Consider the following 18,906-nt stretch of genomic DNA (forward strand, 5'->3'; position numbering starts at 1 on the left):
CATTGCACTGAGGGATCCCCTCATAATTTCCCCAAAGCACAACCATGTTTGAATAGATTTTGAGCAAGCAGGGTTGCAGCCGCGAGCAAGTCTTCCCTCGTTATTGTGTAGCCAGAATGCCGCAAAACTTCCATCCCTAAGCGCACTGTTGAGAGTACATTTCGATTTTTGACAGTGTTAGCTTGGAAGTGCTTATCCCAACCTTGTTTCTGACCATGAACTCCAGCAAGCCAAAATGTCAGTTGAAGCATTAGGGCGATTAGCAGCATGATATCAAAGCGCTCTGAGCTGCTAGTTCGGCTATGACGGAGGCCTAAACCGTAGGCTGGGCTTTTCAAGTCTCGGAAGGTTTCTTCAATTTGCATACGCTTCGAGTAGAGCCTAACAAGTTGCTTTGGTGTTCGGATTTCAACGGGCAAGTTAGTCGCTAAAACCCATGGTTCTTTTGTCGAAGCGGAGTAGATTTTAGGTGACGGATGATGACAATTAGTCCGTGTCGAACGCTGATTTTTTCGGCCTTTAGGACGTGATTTATACAGTGCAATTTGACATGAAATTGGGTTGCTCTTAGTCAACCTCTTATAGCCTAAAGTCTTTGAGCGACTTGAGGATATGCTATGTAAGTTGCTGATAGGTTGCCAGTTTTCCGCACCTAAATCTGCATATTGCACTTTCCCTCTGACTCGACTTAACCAGTACCAACCTAGCTTTTCAACGGATTTATACCATGGCACTTTAAAGCCAGCATCACTGACAATGAGCGGTGTAGTGTTACTCGGTAGAATGCTTGCAAGGTCGGCTAGAAATTGGTCATGAGCCTTCTTTGAACATTGCTCTGAAAGCGGAAAGGCTTTCTCATAAAGAGTAATAGAACGACCATGTAGTGCCACCGAAGCCCGCAATACCATAAGCCGTTTTTGCTCACGAATATCAGACCAGTCAACAAGAACAATGGGCATCGAATTACCTGAACAGATAAAGCTGGCATGCCAACGGTATACAGCGAGTCGCTCTTTGTGCAAGTGACGATTACCTAACAATCTGTCGATTCGTTTGATGTTATGTTTTGTTCTGGCTTTCGTTGGCAGGTTACGACCAAGTTCGGTAAGAGTGAGCGTTTTACATTCAAGTAATGCGTGGCAAGCCAGCGTTAAACTGTTGAGTCGTTTTAAGTGCAATTCAGGGCAGAATTGGTAAAGAGAGTCGTGTAAAATATCGAGTTCGCACATCTTGTTGTCTGGTTATTGATTTTTCTCAGAACCATTTGATCACATGACAAGATGTGCATCTACCTTAAATTTATGATTTTTATCAAAATCATTAGGGGATTCCTCAGAGCTCCGCTTCAATTTGATGGCTACGAATGGTCTCATCTAATAGCGACTCATCATACCAACGTACGCGGTTTTTACCGGTTGTTTTCGCTTTGAGCGTTGCGACATCAACGTTTTTCAGCCAAATATCATGATTGTTCGCCGCTTTTTTTAGTGAGGATACCCCAACAGAAAAGGTCACTTGATATGAGCCACGCTCGAGCTCAAATTGAAACTGCTCGGAACGCATCAACTCGCGAACCATACCGCTGACTTGATGTTCGATATTGGCTCGTTCGCAGAGAAGAATAACAAATTCATCGCCTTCTAAACGGAACAATTGTGCCCGATCAATGACGATATATTTGAGTTTTTCAGCGATGGACTTTAACAGCTTATCCGCCTGATGTTGGCCAAAAGAGTCGTTAACATCTTTAAAGTTGTCGACATCGATCTTTAATAATACAAAATCACGATTATGGACACTGGTATCAGCGTAAGCGTTTACATATTCATAAAATGCTCGCCTATTGGGTAATTGGGTTAAAAAATCACTTAAGCTTTCTTTACGATAGACTTTGAGTTGTTCATCAAACTTGCGCTTGTAATAGGTCATTATGGTGGCAAAGACGGTGATCAGTAATAGTTCGATAGCGTCTTCTATTAGTTCAGGCAGTAATTCGGTTGGGGTGGTAAAAAAATAGTGGGCGACGAGTGAAAGAACGATAAATACTGGCCAGATCGTCGCTGGGAATAACACTAAATAGCATAAAGGAAGAAGCAGGAAAGCTTCTTCAATTGCGTCGAGTTCTAAAGGCTCAATTAATCCACCGACAAGAATATGAGTGAAGGAGAGAAAAGCTAATATTTTTCGGCGTCTTAATGATTGAGTAAATAGGGCGGTGATCATGCCAATCGGAAATAACACATATGACCAACCGACGGCGCCATGCTCCATGATCAATGTATATGAAATCAGGCTGATCGCAATAATATAACCAATACGAATCAGAATCTTGATGTCTACTCTTTCGACTATTTTATGCGCGATGTTATTCATTTAGCATCTCGGTAACTTGTTAACTTAACAAGCTATCCTTTGGGCTCTCAAACTACTTATAAATGTGTCAGAAGACACTACCATGGCTTGATTAAGAATTTATCGCTTTGTACGATTTTAAAAATGTTATTCGAGCTAATTCACATCCGATTATTGACCTCGCGCACGGAATTTTGTGCTTAGGCTAATTACTCTAGGGGTGACACTTAACGCAAACATTAGAGGCTGGTAAACCACAGTGAGCTAATTGACCCTAAAAAGAACTGTGTGTTTATACAGTAATTTTGTTGACATTCTCGTTACGAAAGCTATGCTGTATATAAATACAGTAACTGGAGGTGAGGTATGTTGTGGGAAACTCTCGAACGCGTAAACCGTGCACGCCAACAGGCGATGGCCGACTCTGCATATTTACAATCCGCTAAAGCACATCAAAAGGCGCTACAAGCGCAATCCTATTCTAGTCCTAATTCAACACCTAAGAGTGGCGTGAAATCGCCGAAGAAATTAGCTGACATTTATCAACAAGTCGATTTTGGTTCTAATCCATCAGGGCGTGAGCACTGAGTTGTTCTATTCACTAGAGCTCAATTAGTTCCGCTCTATTCACCATTCATCTAGGTTGAACCCTTTGTTACGAAAAGCCCCGGCACGATGGCTGGGGCTTTTGTTAGTTTGCTTTGGACGTTGCTTCGACTGCCGAATCAAGGTTTCGCAAGTGGTCTGCGTTTTACTAATGTCTCGATAATGATGAACAATAACCCCGCCCAGATCAGGCTAAAGCTTACCAATTTCACTTCATCAAATACTTCACCGAAGAGGAATACGGCCAAAACAAATTGTAAACTCGGTTCAATATATTGCATCAAAGCAACGTTAGACATCGATGTTAATCGAATCGCCATGGAATAGAAAATCAGAGGCAGTAATGTTATTGGTGCCGAGCCGATATAAAGCAGTAGTGTTTGCCAGCCTGACTCTAACGATACCGTTCCTACGGTGGCTTGTTTGATGATCAAATAGCTCAGCGCAAAGGGGGTAAGCAGCAGCACTTCAACAAAAAGACAGGTTGCCCAGTCGTAATTGATTTTCTTTTTAAACCAACCATAAAGAGTAAAAAAGATGGCCATGGTTAGTGCGATATAAGGGACTTGTCCATATTGCATTACTTGATAACTGAGGCCTGCAGTCGCAAGAACTAGAGCGACTTTTTTACCGGCACTAATTTGTTCTTTGAGAACAAATACGCCTAAAGCTGCCATCGTGAGCGGGCTAATAAAAAAGCCTAAACTGGCGTCGATGACGCGATCGTTGGTCATTGCCCATGTAAAAGCAGTCCAAGAGATACACATCAGCGCACTAGCAATAAATGCGCGAGATAGTGAGGCTCTATCAGCGAAAATCGCTTTCAAGTCGATCCGTTTACGCTGGGTAAAGATGATCATCAGTGCAGCAAAAGGCACTGATGCCATTAAGCGAAAGGCGAGTAGCTCATCCATCGTGGCATTAGGTAGGAACTGATAGTAAAGCGGTAGTAAGCCCCATAGCGCAAATGAGAGTGCAGCCATGCTATTACCGAAGCGAGAATCGTTCATATTGGTTGATGAGTGTGTAGAACAGGCGGCAATTTTATGCCTAATTAATCCGAAGTAAAGCAATAGATTTTTCTACCGACAGAAGAAAACTTTTATCAATAAAAACAGTTGGATAGAAAGTGAATGTGGCTCAATTATTTACTGGATGTGGATTGATTTATTCAAAAATGAACGCTAAAGTTTTGTTTTCTATAGCCGATGGTTATAATTAGGCAAACCATAAGTAGCAAAGTCGCTCTCGCGATGAATAAGAGCAAAGGATCGATGTTATGAACGACGAAGTGCAGAAGCGCAAGTATTACCGATTGAGGTATCCTAGCCGAGCGATGCCAGTTGTTCGTATACAAGATGAATTATTTCATGTTAGCGAAGTGTCGGAAAAGGGTATTCGTGTGATCATGAATAATCTCACCACTTTATACAAAGGGCTTTCTCTAACGGGAACGCTGAGTTTGAGTGTGGATTGCAAAGTGCCGATAGAAGGCGCAATTTTGCGTTTCGATAAAAACGAAGTGATTATTCAGCTTTATAAAGGTCCATCGTTTAAACATATGGTTGAGCAGCAGCGTCATATTCGCAATAAGTACCCAGCTTATTTTGCTCGTCTACGGGCTAATGCCGCGTAGTACACCAATCGTTCTCCTCTAACATTTTCATTTCACCACATTACGGCTGAGCAGTAGTGTGCCTCTGGGGCGTTGACAACCCGCAGCCATCAAGCCAAACTTTTCTCGCTTCTCGCTTCTCGCTTCTCGCTTCTCGCTTCTCGCTTCTCGCTTCTCGCTTCTCGCTTCTCGCTTCTCGCTTCTCGCTTCTCGCTTCTCGCTTCTCGCTTCTCGCTTCTCGCTTCTCGCTTCTCGCTTTTTTTGTCTCCAGAAACGGTGAAACCCCAGAGGTGGTAAGTCTCTGGGGTTTCGAATTTTTAGAATTTTCGGATGGTAAGGCCGATATTCTTATATGCAAAAGGTTGGCTTTTAATCCAACTAATTCCTTGGTAAAGGAAATTAGATACGGATGAAGTCCATGTGCTCAACTTTTGGCTTGAAAGCGTGACGTTGAACGTCTTGAGGCTTAACTTTAACTTCAGCGCCATCGATCACTAGAACGATACCTTCGTAGAACTCAGGCTTGTCCATTTGGTTAACGATGTCGTTGTGGTTAAGAACGATTGATACTGGAGCTTCAGAACCACCGTAAACGATAGCAGGGAATTTACCAGCGTGACGTAGGCGGCGGCTCGCACCTTTACCTAGTTCAGTACGTACTACTGCTTCAAATTTCATAGTATTACTCTCGTAAAATTAATATAGATTTCACAACACGATGCGACCTCGTGTCGTGGTATACGCTGCGGGAAACCAAATGGTAACTCTAACAGCGAGCGCGGATACTAGCACTCTATCCCAATTTGAGCAATACCTTTGGCGTCTATGTGGTGAGATTCTAAGCGTTAAAAAAGGCTTTTGGGTGAATTGGTTAGTTAACCGACAATCAACGGTAATCTCTTATTTGTTGTTGATTTAAAATAGCCGAACAACATCAGGTTTATATGAACGCTATCTGAACGAATATGTCACGATAGGTTAAGCATTACAATCGTAATCTAGCTCCAAAATACGTGACTGATTTAGGAGTAAGTTATGAGCCCAGTAAGCATTGTTGTAATTACGTTGAATGAAGAAAAACGCATTGGCCGTTTATTAGAAGATCTTAGCCAACAAACACACCAACAGTTTGAAGTTATCGTCGTCGATTCAAGTAGTGATGATAATACGATTGAGGTCGCGCAAGCATATCAGAGTGCGTTGCCTGCTTTAACCGTCCATAAAATGGAACAACGCGGAGTGAGTTTAGGCCGCAATACCGGAGCCAGTTTAGCTCAACATGAGCGTTTGCTGTTTCTCGATGCCGATGTTCGTCTTAGCCCTACCTTTTTAACTTGCGCGCTTGAGCAGTTAGAGCAAAAACAGCTCGAAGTTGCCGGTGTTTATATGGGCGCTCAATCATTACCTCTGATCCATAAACTTGGTTATGGCCTGTTTAACCTAGGCTTGTTTGTGACCCAATTTACTTTTCCGACTGCAGTGGGGGCGTGTATTTTTTCCACCAAACTGGTACACCAACGTATTGGTGGTTTTGATGAACACATTACTCTTTGCGAAGATTGTGACTATGTGAAACGTGCGAGTAAAACTTGGCGCTTTCGTTTTTTAAATCTGACGTTTGGTTTTGATCCGCGTCGCCTTGATCAAGATGGCATCTTTAAAATGGGGGCCACTTACCTACAAGCGAATGTGCGCCGCTTCTTTTTTGGTGAGATGCGTAACAACGAGATGGAATATAAATTCGGTCACTATAACCAACCGCAGCAATAAGAAGGCGGTACGTTAGAGGATGTTGTTGACAGGAGAGGCTCTATTTATCGGCGCATTGCTGGATGCGCTGATTGGCCCCAATTTGTTTGTTCCCGGCGAGCCATTTTTGCTCGCTGCAGGGTATCAACTGCAGCAAGGTGTGTGGAGCGGGCTTATTGCGGTATTCGTAGGCGCAATACTAGGCGATCATATTAGCTATTTTATTGGTCGTTATTTAGGGGGGCGCGCTCAAAGAAAGCTGAGTGCGTGGCAGCCAAAAACACGTCGACCTATCGCCCGTTGCCGCCGGTTAATGCACCAGAAAGGCAATTATGTATTAACGTTCGCTCGTTTACTTGGTCCAATTGCTTGGGTCGTCCCTTTTATGGCCGGCAGTAACAAAATTTCATGGCGACGTTTTGCAGCGTTTGATCTCGTTGGTGTTCTTCTGGGGGTAGGGCAGTTCGTCATGTGGGGTTATCTTCTGGCCATTGGTGTTGATCAGTTCCCTCTTTTAACACAAGCTCAGGCAGTATTGGTTGAACATCAATATTTGCTCCTCATCTTGATTTGTTGCATTGTTTTTCTCTATTTTGGTCGCAAGTTACGTTGGCGATTTCTCTTCGCTAAATCAACCCTATTTGCCTTTTCACTGATGTTATTGGCAAATTACAGCCATTTTTTCTGGTTTGCTGATGATTTTCAAAAGCAATCTAAAGACGAAAGCTATAAGCAGGTTGTGGTGGATGCCAATCAATTGCTGTTCAAAGCCTACCCGGGTAAATCCGGCGTATTTGATGCTCAGGCGATCAACGTTGTCTATATTGGTGAAAACCCCCGTAGCTTGATGAAGACGTTGGGTTGGATAGAAAATCAAACTTTTTCACGTAATGACATCGAATTTAAAGACTACTTACGTTTGCTACGGGACAAAACACCACCTGTATCTGATTTGTTTTGGCACGGGTTACCGCAAGAAATGGCTTTTCAATTGCCGGGGGACTTGATGCATCGTAGCCATATTCGTTGGTGGCAAGTAGGGATTGATGGCTCCACGGAAAAACCGATGTGGGTTGGGGCATTAAGTTATGATAATGGATTACAATTCACACCGTATTCGGGCATTTTTACTGTCTTGCACAGTATTGATCCTAATGTGGACACAGAGCGTGATCGTTTAGCGGCACAAATAACTCGATTATTGCCTCACCATCTCACCTTATTACAACCGCTATCAAAGCCGCGTCGACAAGATGATGAGCATGACTATTCTACCGACGGTCGAATTTTGATGATTCATGAGCAGAGCTTGCTTTCCATCCAATCTCATCGCTCTTGAGAACAAGTGAGTTGTTGTTAGCTTATCTCGGCCATAGGTGGGTAGCTGCAGTCTAATTGTATTGGGACCTAAAATCGGAAGGGGTCATGTTTTTCACGGTTTTAAACTGACGATTAAAATTAGACAGATTATTAAAGCCGCTCAGTTCCGCAATAACAGCCACTGAAAGTTCTGAGTTGAGCAGCATTTCACATGCCTTACCTATGCGAAATCGTTTTAAATGATCAGAAAAACTTTCGACAAAATGTCGCTCAAACAGTCGATAGGCGGAGCTCTCACTAATGTGCAGGGAGCGGCACAAATCACTGATCTTAATGGGTTCTGCGTAGCGCTGTTCAATGAAGTTTTTTGCCGCTTCAACTCGCTTACTTGATTCTTCATCGCTATTTCTAACGTGTAAACCATAGGGATTAACCGAGAGTTTACTGGCGTTGACATCATCAGCAAGCAAACTGAGCGATTGCAATACGCGCAGCAGCTGATGATGTGGTTCATAGCTTTCAAGATCATTGAGGGTATGAAAAATTTTCTCAGTGGTCTCGTCACTAAATATCACCCCATGATCTGCTCTATGGAGAAATTTCTTAATGGATTTAAGTTCAGGCATGCTTTCAACCAATGACTCAATCCATTGATGACGAAACCACAAAATCATCGAATAGTGGCCTTGGCCTTTATCATCATGAATGGTACCAGAGACCATATGCGGCAAGCCCGGACCAAACAAAAATAAGCTATTGCGTCGGATGGTCGTCACGCTGTCACCTGCAAAGCAAGTGCCTTGAAAGACATGATTAGGATCGCGATAAAGCACCAACTCATACTCAGAATGGTAGTGCCAGGGGCAAGAGAACTGCTCCGTCTTTTTCTTACAATGATATTCTTTGAATTGCCAGTTGAACTGATTGTTATTTAATACATTTTCTATTGTTGGCTTCATCGCATGATTCCTTTCTGTGCTGATGACTAGATTACTTGGCTAGGTAAAATCAGTCAAAAAAAAACCTAGAAATGAAGGGAAAGTATTATTAGTCGGCGGCAAGTTATTAATTGATTTGTTCTATTTTGAGTAGACTGAGGGCATTGAGTTAGGTCTGGCCAGACAACAATTAAAACAGGTTAGGAGTGGTGTATGTTCAAGGAAAAAACAGCCTTGATTTTTTTGATTATGACTTTTGTTTCGGGATTATGTGGTTCATTTTTTTACCCGTTATCGAGTTTATTTATTATAGAAGCATTGGGCGCGAGTCCTGCGATGCTAAGCGCGTATATGATTTTGTCGATATGCTCCGCCGTTGTGGTGTCTCAGTTTATGGCGGTCAAGTCAGATAAAGGTTGGAATCGTAAAACTGTATTATTGGTGGCATTGAGCTGTTACTTAATCACGGTATTAGCGTTCAGTGTTATCCGCAATTACTACTTAGCTGTCGGTATTGCAGTGATATTTGGTAGTTTAAGTGGCTCGATTTTTGGCCAATTATTTGCCCTTGGGCGTGAATATGCCGACGAACATATTGAAGACAGTACGACGTTTTTGGCGGTGATGCGTGCGGGTATTGCCATTGCCTGGGTGGTTGGGCCGCCCATTGCCTTTATCTTAAAAGCCTCTTTTGGTTTTAGTGCTTCATTTGCTGCGGCTGCTGTCGCGACACTATTGAGCATTATTCTGGCATTTATGTATTTGCCAACCAGCGTTATGAAAGCAAAGAAAGTCGTCGAAGAGAGCAAAGGGCCTTTTAGCCGTACCGTGATTTTATTCTCGATAGCCTTGGTTTTCATGTTTAGTGCCAATAACTTATATGTCACTACTATGCCGCTTTATTTGACGCAAGAGCTAAAGGTAAATGCCAGTTGGGTGGGTTATATGTTTGGCTTTGCTGCGTTGTGGGAAATTCCAATCATGCTTAAAGTCGGAAGAATGGCCGCCAAGTTTGGTACAATGAAACTACTGGCATTGTCTTTAGTCAGCGGTTGCTTGTTCTTTGTTGCGATGTTGAATGTGACCGAGTTTTGGCAATTACTTTCGATTCAGTTGTTGAACGGTGTCTTTATCGGTGTCACGGCAACTCTGGGTATGGTCGCTATTCAAGATATGATGCACGATCGATTAGGGACGGCGTCTACGTTGTTCTCTAACCTAATGCAAGTGAGCATGTTGTTTGCCAGTTTGTCTGTCGGTTTTGTCGGTGAACTGTACAGCTACTATTGGGCGTTTTATATCTGCCTTACTTCCGCGCTGTGTTCGTTGGTATTGCTGAGTTATTTCGTCTTAAACGAAGCGCGAGCAGATAAGTTGAAGCTAGCGCAACAAGCTAGCTAATCCTTGCATGATTTGAATCGGTAAAGGATGAAAAACAAAGGCTTGCCATTATTGTGGCAAGCCTTTTTTTGTAATTGGCGTTGTGTGGTTAGACACACCATCAATGGGCGCGAGACAAGAGTCTAATGGCTCAACTTCATGGTTAACATCGCTTTTACACCACCCATAGCACTATGAGTGAGTGAGAGGTTACCCCGATAGCTGTGAACCATTTCACTGACGATATTCAGCCCCAGTCCTGTTCCTGGCGTGGTTTCATCTAAGCGAACTCCCCGTTTTACGACATGTTCGAGTTGATCGTCAGGAATACCCGGGCCATCATCTTCGACAATGATGCAGACATTTTCTTTGTCGATCATACTGGCGTGAACACGAATAATTGAATTTGCCCACTTATAGCCATTTTCGAGCAAGTTACCCACCATTTCATCCAGATCCGTCGGATCAACGGAGACGTCGAGTGCGTCATCAATCTCATTGATCAGGGTGATCTCACGAGCGGCATAGACTTTATCAAAGGCCATTGAAATCGCATCAATTCGCTCGGCCGGTGAGGCTTTAACTGACAAGATGTTTTTTGCGCCCGCCATGCGAGCGCGACCAAGATGGTAATCAATCTGGGTTTGAATTTGATCTACGGGTGGTTGCAACTTGGCTTTTAACTCTGGTTCACAGTGCTGCACTTCGTTTTTGAGTACTGATAGAGGCGTTTTTAGTGCGTGAGAAAGATTGCCGGCATGGTGGCGAGCGCGTTCTAACAATTCTTGATAGTGGAATAATAACGCATTCAAATCGTACACCAATGGCGAGATATCTTTGGGATAATCACCACTTAGACTGGTTTTGTAACCACTGCGCAATTCGCTGAGCTCTTTATGCATTTTGGTCAATGGGCTTAAAGACCAAGCGATCTGAATTAAGATCACGGCTAACACGCCAAGATAGAGTAGGACGAGAATCACCCAAAGCTCACCCATCAATTTTTGTACCGTATCTTCGATTGGCTGTTCATCGACCCCGACTAAAACGGTAATTGGGCCATCGTATTCAGGAAAATAGAGATTAGAGTGAACAAAAATGAGCTTTTCACCGCGAGCGCCGAGCGCTTCGGTTTGTTTATCCTTTAACTCGATATATCGATCCCACAGCGAGCGCGAACGCAGTTCATTGTCTGCGGTTGAGGCATACCAGTAGAGACCACTATAAGGTTGAGAGAAGCGCGGATCGGAGAGTTGTGCTGAAAGGGTGAGTTTCCCCGCTTTATCGACCTCTAAATTGCCCGAGATCTCATCCATATACAGAGAAAGCTGGGATTTGGTGTCGGTAACCATGTAGTTGAACACTTGCGAAGGAACCGTCACGCCAGCGGCAATGATCATCGCGGTAAGCCAAACAACCGCCGCCAATACAAGGCGGCTTTTGAGACTAAGGCGTTTAATAAACGGTAGCTTATTAATCCGCATTCAACTGGTACCCTAAACCGCGCACGGTTTTGATGACATTCGGAGCGATTTTTTTGCGGATACGACCAATGAACACTTCGATGGTGTTGGAGTCGCGGTCAAAATCTTGCTTGTAAATATGCTCAACTAATTCGGTTCGCGAAATGACTTTTTCAGCGTTATGCATAAAGTAGGCAACCACTTTATATTCCAACGCAGTTAAGCTTACTGCTGAGCCTTGCCACATCACTTTTGATGTTCGAGTATCAAGACTGAGGTTACCCACTTGCATAATCGGTGATGCGTTACCTGAAGCTCGGCGCAGTTGAGCACGAATACGTGCGGTTAACTCAACCATTTCAAATGGCTTGGTTAGGTAGTCATCAGCACCAGCATTTAAGCCTTCTACACGTTGTGTCAGGGTATCACGCGCACTCAAAATGACCACTGGCGTATTGATATTCTCGTCGCGAATACCTTTTAATACCGTTAAACCATCAATTTTAGGTAAACCTAAATCAAGCACTATTACATCCCACTGTTCAGAAGTGGCACGGTAGAGTGCATCGATGCCATCGGTCGACAGCTCTGGCACCCAGCCCGTTTGTTCTAATGCTTCAATAATCTGTTCGCCAAGACGAGGTTCATCTTCCACTACTAATATTTTCATTATTTTATTCTTCTGTGTTTTTGAGGGCTTTCTTCAAATGTCGACCACTGATTTCGATCATGTCTAACGTTTGCGCGTTGTACTCAACCTTGATGATATTATTGTTGTAATTGATCTTGAGTTCATAAATCCAAATATCATCATCTTCCTCTAACTCAACCTTAATAATGCGGCCACGCAGGTCTCGTTCGACCGCAGCATACATTTCAGAGAAAGGGCGAATATAGCCTTTTTGTACCGCTTCATAGACTTCGTCTTGGTCTTCTTCAAATTCAATCTTTGCGCCGGGCTTTTCGACATCACGTACCAGTGCATGACCATCATTATGTTTGTCGCCGTGATTACTGTCACCACTGTGCCAAGCGGCATAGCTGGGTAGCGAGAGCAGGCTGCATCCTGTCACGGTAATTAAGCCGACAATGAGCTTTTTAAACATAGAGTTACCTTTGCGCAAATTCTTCTGGGTATGATAAATAATGCAACATGAACACAAAGTGAATCATCAAGATCCACTGCGTGCAGCCTTCCACTGTCAGTATTAACCGTCAGTGAGCTCATCGGCAAAGATTTTATCGCGCATTTTCCAAAAACGTCCCACTTTACGCGCGATCACGAACTGTGGCGGGCGGAAACGGTGCTGATTGGCGATGACTTTGCTCGGTGATGATTCGGTAAAGGGGCGATGTTTATCCGCGAGATGAGGGCGAACAAACTTCGCTAAAAATGTCTGTTTCTGTTTTGGCGTATTGAGAGACCAAAACTCGTGCACCGCAGCTTGGTTTTCACCACGGTAGGTCACTTTGAGTTGGTTCTTACCTTTGTCGTCTTTAAATAGATTAAAGTCCATTTCAAGGCATTCGTATACTAAGGCATCTTTTAGGTTCAGCGCCTCTTTAAGCTTTTTATCTGGGTCAACTAATGTGGCATCACACTCGTGGCAAATGCGCGCGGCGATATCATTGTCTGCGCCACATTCGCCGCAATATTTGGCGCGGAAGCGGTACCCGCAATGCTCACGCTCTCCAGTGTCGTCGTCTTCAAAATAGCCTTGGCAACGGCGGCCAAAATGCTCAATTAAAAAGCCGTTGTTATCCAACTTGCCCCAAAAGTTGTTATTAAAACCACAGGCAGGGCAGGGAATGGTGATGATTTCACTGTCGGAATCTGGTTTAGGATTGCCCACCTCAGGCTGATACAAATCGTAGCTGTTACCCGCGTAGTCAAGCACCAAGCATTCTGTTTTTCCCGGTGACAAACGCAAACCTCGGCCAACAATTTGTTGATATAAACTAACAGATTCGGTCGGGCGTAAGATAGCAATCAGATCAACATGTGGCGCATCAAAGCCAGTGGTTAATACCGACACGTTGACTAAGAATTTAATCTCACGCTGCTTAAAGCGTTGAATAATCGCATCGCGCTCTGGTGTAGGGGTGTCACCAATCACAATCGCGGTTTGTCCTTGTGGCAATAAACCGAAGATTTCTTGTGCGTGACGCACCGTTGCAGCGAAGATCATGATGCCTTGTTTATCTGCTGAGAACTGTATGATTTGTTGGACGATCTGCGGTGTGGCACGCTTAGCTTGGTCAATAACCATGTCCATTTCCGCTTCTTTATAGCGCCCTGTGCTAGCGGGTTTTAACTGTGAAAAGTCGTAACTTAAAACGGGCGCATCCATCATTTTCGCGGGCGTGAGGAATTCTTCATCCAGCAAGTAACGAATGGGCAACTCGAAAATGCAATCACGGAAGAAGCGGGGTTCTTCACTGCGTACTTGACCGCGGGTGTGATATTGATAGATCCAGCCTACGCCTAAGCGGTACGGCGTCGCCGTTAAACCAAGCACCTTCATCCCGGGATTTAGCTCTCGCAGATGAGAGATCACTTTTTGGTAGCTGGAGGTTTTTTCTTCCGGTACACGGTGACATTCATCAATCACCAACAGTGAAAACTGGTCTTTAAATTCATCCAGATTACGCACCACGGATTGTACCGATGCAAAAACCACTTGTTGATCGGTCTCTTTACGGCCTAAACCGGCGGAGAACACCGCGCCTTTGAGATCATAACCTTCGTACTTGGCATGGTTTTGTTCAACCAGTTCTTTTACATGCGCCATCACCAATACGCGGCCTTTAGCAAGGCGTGCCAGTTCGGCAATGACTAAGCTTTTGCCCGCTCCAGTTGGCAGCACAATGACGGCTGGAGTGGTGTGTTTACGAAAGTAATGTATGACCGCTTTTACTGAGTCGGCTTGATAGGGGCGCAGGGTGTACATAAATTATGTGAAATAGCTCAACTATTTGTCTTAGGCGCACTATAATAGCGCAGCTAACAGAGATGAGGTATCTATGGCTCAAAATAAAGTGCAGCAAGAAAAAGCACGTTTAGACAAATTTTTATGCGACACGTTAGACGTGACGCGCCGTGAAGCGACGATTCTAGTGAAACGTGGCGAAGTAACGATTGATGGTGAGATTTGTAAGATCACATCAGTAAAAGTGACCAATGAGAACGTGGTTATGTGGCAAGAACGCGAGCTTAAAATGCGCGGTCCTCGCTATATCATGCTATTCAAGCCGGATGGCTTTGTATGTTCACATGACGAAGGCGCTCATCCAACGGCACTGGCTTTGATCGACGACATTAAAAAAGAAGATTTGCATTTTGCTGGTCGTTTGGATGTGGATACCACAGGTTTAGTTTTGGTGACGGATGATGGCCAATGGTCTCACCGCATTACCGCACCGAAGCACAAATGTGAAAAAACCTACCGTGTCCTACTTGCTGACGCGATTGGCGATGATTATGCAGAAAAACTGGCGCAAGGCATTGAGCTTCGCAATGAGAAAGGCCTAACGGCACCAGCGAAACTTGAGATTGTTGACGCGGCAAACAATGAAGTGTTGCTGACCATCACTGAAGGTAAATACCACCAAGTGAAACGTATGTTTGCAGCATTAGGCAACAAGGTTGATGAACTGCACCGCGAACGTATTGGCAGCATCGTACTAGATGAGAATCTAGAACCGGGTGAATACCGCGATTTAACCCAAGAAGAAATTGATTCTATTTGGAAATAATTCGCCGTTTAGCAGTCGACAAAAAATGGATTGCGCTTCCTAGTGAGAAATAATACTCATATTAGGAAATTATTTATTTCCTATTGAGAAGTAGTCTTTTGCGCTATTTTCAACGACGATAGACCAGATACCCTAAGGATAGGTTTGTCTCAAACTCTGTTTGGTTGCAGCAAGGAGCGCTGCAGCGCAATCGCAACCGACTAGGAGACGTATGTCTGCCACTGCTTCACAATCCAATGCCCCACAAATCAATTTTCTTCTCTTTCTTGTCTTGGGTGCTATTGGCGCGTTAACACCGCTCGCTATTGATATGTATTTGCCAGCAATGCCGACTATTGCCCGCGATTTGGGCGTTGGGGCTGGCGAAGTCCAGATTACTCTAACAGCCTATACTGCAGGATTTGCAATAGGACAATTGTTCCATGGTCCGCTCGCCGACAGCTTTGGCCGCCGACCGGTCTTGATCCTTGGGGTGTTATTGTTTGGTATCGCTTCTGTGGTTAGTGCGACCACCAATGGTATTGATGCCTTAACTTGGGTACGCACAGCGCAAGGTTTTGCGGGCGCAGCTGCAGCGGTAGTCATTCAAGCTGTTGTACGTGACATGTTCGATCGCGAAGATTTCGCCCGTGCGATGTCTTTTGTGACCTTGGTGATCACCATCGCGCCACTCATTGCACCAATGATTGGTGGTTATTTAGCGATCTGGTTTGGTTGGCGTTCAATTTTTTGGGTATTAGCCGCCTTTGCGGCCATCGTAATCGTGTTAGTGCTGTGGAAAATTCCTGAAACTTTACCTACTGAGAATCGTCAGCCTTTACGAATTGCGACCACGCTACGTAACTACGTGCGGTTGTGCCGTAATCCCGTTGCAATGGGTTTAGTGCTCTCCGGGGCTTTTTCCTTTGCTGGCATGTTCGCCTTTTTAACGGGTGGCGCGTTCGTCTATATTGATATTTATGGTGTGAGGCCCGATCAGTTCGGTTACCTATTTGGCTTAAACATTGTTGCTATGATTATTATGACCAGCATCAATGGCCGTTTAGTGAAAAAAGTGGGTTCTCATGCGATGTTGCGCTTTGGTCTTTGGGTTCAATTGTTTGCCGGTATTGGTTTGTTTGCCGCGTGGATGATGGATCTTGGCTTATGGGGCATTGTGGTGTTTGTTGTGCTCTTTATCGGCACAATATCGACCATCGGTAGTAATGCGATGGGCTTGCTATTGAGTGGTTACCCAACGATGGCAGGTACCGCTTCTTCATTAGCGGGTACGCTGCGTTTTGGTATTGGTTCTATCATTGGTGGTATTGTTGCGGCATTACCGAATGGCGTAGCTTGGCCGATGATAGTCGTAATGACGGCATGTTCACTGTTATCTGCCGCATTTTATTGGTTATACGGAAGAAAGGCTTAATGGCTGAATATACAGTTGAAATTCAAAAGTTGGTTAATGCAGCGTTGGAAGAAATCCATGCTGAGCATCAAGCAAAGAGATTGGTAAATGCACCGGTAGCAAATAACAATTTCTTAATTCGCTGGGTGACAAAATCATTAAAAGCCCAACGATTTCATCGCTGCGTAGTGAGTGATCTGACTCGCTGGCAAAAAGAAGGTCGCACTAAAGGTAATGCTTCAAATCTGATGGCTACCTTTGAGCGTATCTCAGGCTTTTATGCAGAGTTCTTTCCTGAAGGCGAAGAGCCAAAAGCGGTCAAAGATAGCCAAATTAATGAGTTTCTCGACTTTATGGAAGAGAATGACTGGGAAGTATCCACTTCTGAGCCGCTAGTTGGCGTGGGAAAAGTACAGATCTTTATCGAAGGTCAAAACTCATTCGCTCTTTGTACCGAGCAATGCGATAGCTGTTTTGATGGGGAATTAATGGTAAAACCAATGAACTGGTTTGTTCGTGGCAATCATGCAAAATTCATCGAATTAGCGGCGAATGCGGGCTTTATGCTGCACAAAGTGACCGATTATAAATCGAACGTGAAGTATCACGGCGAGTACATTGTGTTCCCAAATAACTTGGGCACTCAATTGGCTGAAATTCCAAACAGCTTTGTTGTCAGCAAATAAGCGTAATCGTATCAAACGATAAAAAGAGCTTCCGTATGGAGTAATGCCGATCAGTTAAGAAATTTGTGAGATCATTTGACCGATCCTCAAAAGGCTTCAAAATCCGATATTAGGAAACTAATATCGGATTTTTTATGTCTTTAGAAAGCCAACTTGCCAATACTTTTCGGTCGTGTAATACCTTCCACCACTTTGATAAATACTCTGACATTCTTAGTCCAGAGCTTATCCAGCAAGGTTTTGAGCAAGCTGGTGTCGCAACCGTTAGAAGAAGACGGTTACCTTTAGAAGCCGTACTTTGGTCCGTTGTTGGAATGAGTCTCTTTCGTCAACAATCTGTTTGGGATATTGCTAACCAACTCGATATTGTCCTGCCAGACAAACGACGTTTTGTTGCACCAAGTGCTGTTGTTCAAGCGAGACAGAGATTAGGCGAAGAAGGTGTAAAGCAAGTCTTTAAGAAGATGGCTGCGCACAGCTATCAGTCGTCTAACTTCGAAACTTGGTGTGGACTAAACCTTCTATCCGTCGATGGTGTCGTTTGGAGAACGACAGATACACCCGAAAATCATCAAGAGTTTAAAGCGCAGTGCAATCAATCATCTGAGAATATTTACCCTAAGATCCGTATGGTTTGCTTGATGGAGCTTACAAGTCATCAGCTAATCGATAGTGCATTCTCTGACTATCGCACCAGCGAAATGCGTCTCGCAGAAGAGCTTATTGAACAAACGCCAGATCAATCACTGACTATTTTTGACAAAGGATATTACTCTTTAGGACTGCTTAATCGCTGGAACAAAGTCGGTCAAGAAAGGCATTGGATGCTCCCTGTGAGAAAAGACTTTCAGTATGACGTTGTCCATAAATACAGCCAGAGTGATGCTATCGTTGCTATAAAAACATCACCTCAGGCAAGGAAGAAATTCAGTGACCTGCCTGAAATAATAGAAGCAAGGTTGGTATCGAAAGTCATCAAAGGTAAGGAGTATCAGGTTCTTACCTCAATGCGTGATGGGTTGCGCTTTCCTGGAGAAGACATTGTAGAGCTCTATCGCTATCGCTGGGAAATCGAATTAGGCTATAGAGAAATGAAGCAAACCTTGCTTGATAGTGAATATACATTGCGAAGTAAGCGCCCAGATATGGTTAGACAGGAGCTCTGGGGGATTTTGTTAGCCTATAACCTTATAAGGCAGGTTATGACAAAGGCAGCGAGTAATTTAGATAGCGTTTGGCCGAACCAATTAAGCTTTACGAGTAGTGCCATGGCTGTGACTCAATACTTTGCAGCTTTACCTTTAACGAGTCCAGGGAAACTCCCTAAACACTATGAAGTGCTACTACAGCAAATATCCATGTTTATCCTACCACCCCGAAGAGACGATAGAAATTATCCTCGTTGGGTGAAACTGAAACCCAAGAAATATGCGACAAATAGAAAAAATGCCAGTCAGCTTAACTGACTGGCATTATTCCGTATGGAGGCTCTTTTTGTTTCTAGAGGTATATCGAATGATTGAAACAACGCGATGACATTTTTTGCTTTACGTGAGGGCGTAAATTGAATAATGAGAGCAAATGATTTTAAAATGTTGTTTAGTAAGAGATTCATTATCCTCAACAACCCAATATTGTTAACCGCGTT

At 43.9% G+C, this 18,906-nt stretch carries 18 protein-coding genes; 9 read left to right on the forward strand and 9 right to left on the reverse strand.

Going from position 1 to position 18,906, the window contains the following annotated elements; all coding sequences use genetic code 11:
* Window positions 1–20 precede the first annotated feature (20 nt).
* Both RJD38_RS13265 and RJD38_RS13270 read right to left on the reverse strand, forming a co-directional pair.
* Window positions 21–1,229: an IS4 family transposase gene (locus tag RJD38_RS13265; protein ID WP_032073033.1), complete on the reverse strand. Its 1,209-nt coding sequence runs from the start codon at window positions 1,227–1,229 to the stop codon at window positions 21–23.
* A gap of 103 nt (window positions 1,230–1,332) precedes the next feature.
* On the reverse strand, window positions 1,333–2,373 hold the full coding sequence (locus tag RJD38_RS13270; RefSeq protein WP_367971359.1) for a GGDEF domain-containing protein: 1,041 nt from the start codon (window positions 2,371–2,373) through the stop codon (window positions 1,333–1,335).
* A 345-nt stretch (window positions 2,374–2,718) separates the two neighbouring features.
* Between RJD38_RS13270 and RJD38_RS13275 the strand changes: the two genes are divergently transcribed.
* A complete protein-coding gene (locus tag RJD38_RS13275) occupies window positions 2,719–2,940 on the forward strand; it encodes a hypothetical protein (protein WP_065545361.1) in 222 nt (73 codons plus the stop codon).
* Window positions 2,941–3,077: 137 nt separating this feature from the next.
* On the opposite strand, the gene rarD is transcribed toward RJD38_RS13275, so the two are convergent.
* Window positions 3,078–3,968 carry an EamA family transporter RarD gene (gene rarD, locus RJD38_RS13280; protein WP_065545360.1) on the reverse strand — a complete coding sequence of 297 codons (891 nt, stop codon included), beginning with the start codon at window positions 3,966–3,968 and terminating at the stop codon, window positions 3,078–3,080.
* 269 nt (window positions 3,969–4,237) lie between these two features.
* Between rarD and RJD38_RS13285 the strand changes: the two genes are divergently transcribed.
* Window positions 4,238–4,594 (forward strand): PilZ domain-containing protein, encoded by a 357-nt coding sequence (locus RJD38_RS13285; protein ID WP_005598829.1) that lies wholly within the window; start codon window positions 4,238–4,240, stop codon window positions 4,592–4,594.
* Window positions 4,595–4,972: 378 nt separating this feature from the next.
* Here the strand turns inward: RJD38_RS13285 and rplY are convergent, their stop codons facing one another.
* Window positions 4,973–5,251 (reverse strand): 50S ribosomal protein L25, encoded by a 279-nt coding sequence (rplY, locus tag RJD38_RS13290; protein ID WP_005598831.1) that lies wholly within the window; start codon window positions 5,249–5,251, stop codon window positions 4,973–4,975.
* 357 nt (window positions 5,252–5,608) lie between these two features.
* On the opposite strand from rplY, the gene RJD38_RS13295 reads away from it, so the two are divergent.
* Window positions 5,609–6,343 (forward strand): glycosyltransferase family 2 protein, encoded by a 735-nt coding sequence (locus tag RJD38_RS13295; protein ID WP_065545358.1) that lies wholly within the window; start codon window positions 5,609–5,611, stop codon window positions 6,341–6,343.
* 19 nt (window positions 6,344–6,362) lie between these two features.
* On the forward strand, window positions 6,363–7,661 hold the full coding sequence (locus tag RJD38_RS13300; protein WP_065545357.1) for an LssY C-terminal domain-containing protein: 1,299 nt from the start codon (window positions 6,363–6,365) through the stop codon (window positions 7,659–7,661).
* A gap of 52 nt (window positions 7,662–7,713) precedes the next feature.
* Here RJD38_RS13300 and RJD38_RS13305 read toward each other — a convergent pair whose 3' ends face one another.
* Window positions 7,714–8,601 (reverse strand): AraC family transcriptional regulator, encoded by an 888-nt coding sequence (locus RJD38_RS13305; protein ID WP_065545356.1) that lies wholly within the window; start codon window positions 8,599–8,601, stop codon window positions 7,714–7,716.
* A gap of 192 nt (window positions 8,602–8,793) precedes the next feature.
* Here RJD38_RS13305 and RJD38_RS13310 point away from each other — a divergent pair, with 192 nt between their 5' ends.
* Window positions 8,794–9,981: a sugar efflux transporter gene (locus tag RJD38_RS13310; protein WP_367971360.1), complete on the forward strand. Its 1,188-nt coding sequence runs from the start codon at window positions 8,794–8,796 to the stop codon at window positions 9,979–9,981.
* Window positions 9,982–10,103: 122 nt separating this feature from the next.
* On the opposite strand, the gene RJD38_RS13315 is transcribed toward RJD38_RS13310, so the two are convergent.
* The 4 genes from RJD38_RS13315 to RJD38_RS13330 all read right to left on the reverse strand — a co-directional run bounded on the left by RJD38_RS13315 (window position 10,104) and on the right by RJD38_RS13330 (window position 14,374).
* Window positions 10,104–11,444, reverse strand: a complete 1,341-nt coding sequence (locus RJD38_RS13315; protein WP_065545354.1) for an ATP-binding protein — start codon at window positions 11,442–11,444, stop codon at window positions 10,104–10,106.
* Window positions 11,434–12,093: a response regulator transcription factor gene (locus tag RJD38_RS13320; protein ID WP_065545353.1), complete on the reverse strand. Its 660-nt coding sequence runs from the start codon at window positions 12,091–12,093 to the stop codon at window positions 11,434–11,436. The genes RJD38_RS13315 and RJD38_RS13320 overlap by 11 nt, the downstream gene beginning before the upstream one ends.
* Before the next feature lie 4 nt (window positions 12,094–12,097).
* The gene (locus RJD38_RS13325) at window positions 12,098–12,529 is read right to left on the reverse strand and encodes a PepSY domain-containing protein (RefSeq protein ID WP_009386041.1); all 432 of its coding nucleotides are present in this window, start codon (window positions 12,527–12,529) and stop codon (window positions 12,098–12,100) included.
* A gap of 102 nt (window positions 12,530–12,631) precedes the next feature.
* Window positions 12,632–14,374, reverse strand: coding sequence for a DEAD/DEAH box helicase (locus RJD38_RS13330; protein ID WP_065545352.1), 1,743 nt, complete (start codon window positions 14,372–14,374; stop codon window positions 12,632–12,634).
* 73 nt (window positions 14,375–14,447) lie between these two features.
* Between RJD38_RS13330 and rsuA the strand changes: the two genes are divergently transcribed.
* The 4 genes from rsuA to RJD38_RS13350 all read left to right on the forward strand — a co-directional run bounded on the left by rsuA (window position 14,448) and on the right by RJD38_RS13350 (window position 18,724).
* On the forward strand, window positions 14,448–15,179 hold the full coding sequence (gene rsuA / locus RJD38_RS13335; protein ID WP_065545351.1) for a 16S rRNA pseudouridine(516) synthase RsuA: 732 nt from the start codon (window positions 14,448–14,450) through the stop codon (window positions 15,177–15,179).
* Between the two features lie 211 nt (window positions 15,180–15,390).
* Window positions 15,391–16,593, forward strand: a complete 1,203-nt coding sequence (locus tag RJD38_RS13340; protein ID WP_005598852.1) for a Bcr/CflA family multidrug efflux MFS transporter — start codon at window positions 15,391–15,393, stop codon at window positions 16,591–16,593.
* Window positions 16,593–17,258 carry a DUF2913 family protein gene (locus RJD38_RS13345; RefSeq protein ID WP_005598853.1) on the forward strand — a complete coding sequence of 222 codons (666 nt, stop codon included), beginning with the start codon at window positions 16,593–16,595 and terminating at the stop codon, window positions 17,256–17,258. The genes RJD38_RS13340 and RJD38_RS13345 overlap by 1 nt, the downstream gene beginning before the upstream one ends.
* Before the next feature lie 134 nt (window positions 17,259–17,392).
* The gene (locus RJD38_RS13350) at window positions 17,393–18,724 is read left to right on the forward strand and encodes an IS4 family transposase (RefSeq protein WP_065430246.1); all 1,332 of its coding nucleotides are present in this window, start codon (window positions 17,393–17,395) and stop codon (window positions 18,722–18,724) included.
* Window positions 18,725–18,906: the final 182 nt, after the last annotated feature.

The sequence above is a fragment of the Vibrio scophthalmi genome, assembly GCF_040869025.1.
GTDB lineage: Bacteria > Pseudomonadota > Gammaproteobacteria > Enterobacterales > Vibrionaceae > Vibrio > Vibrio scophthalmi.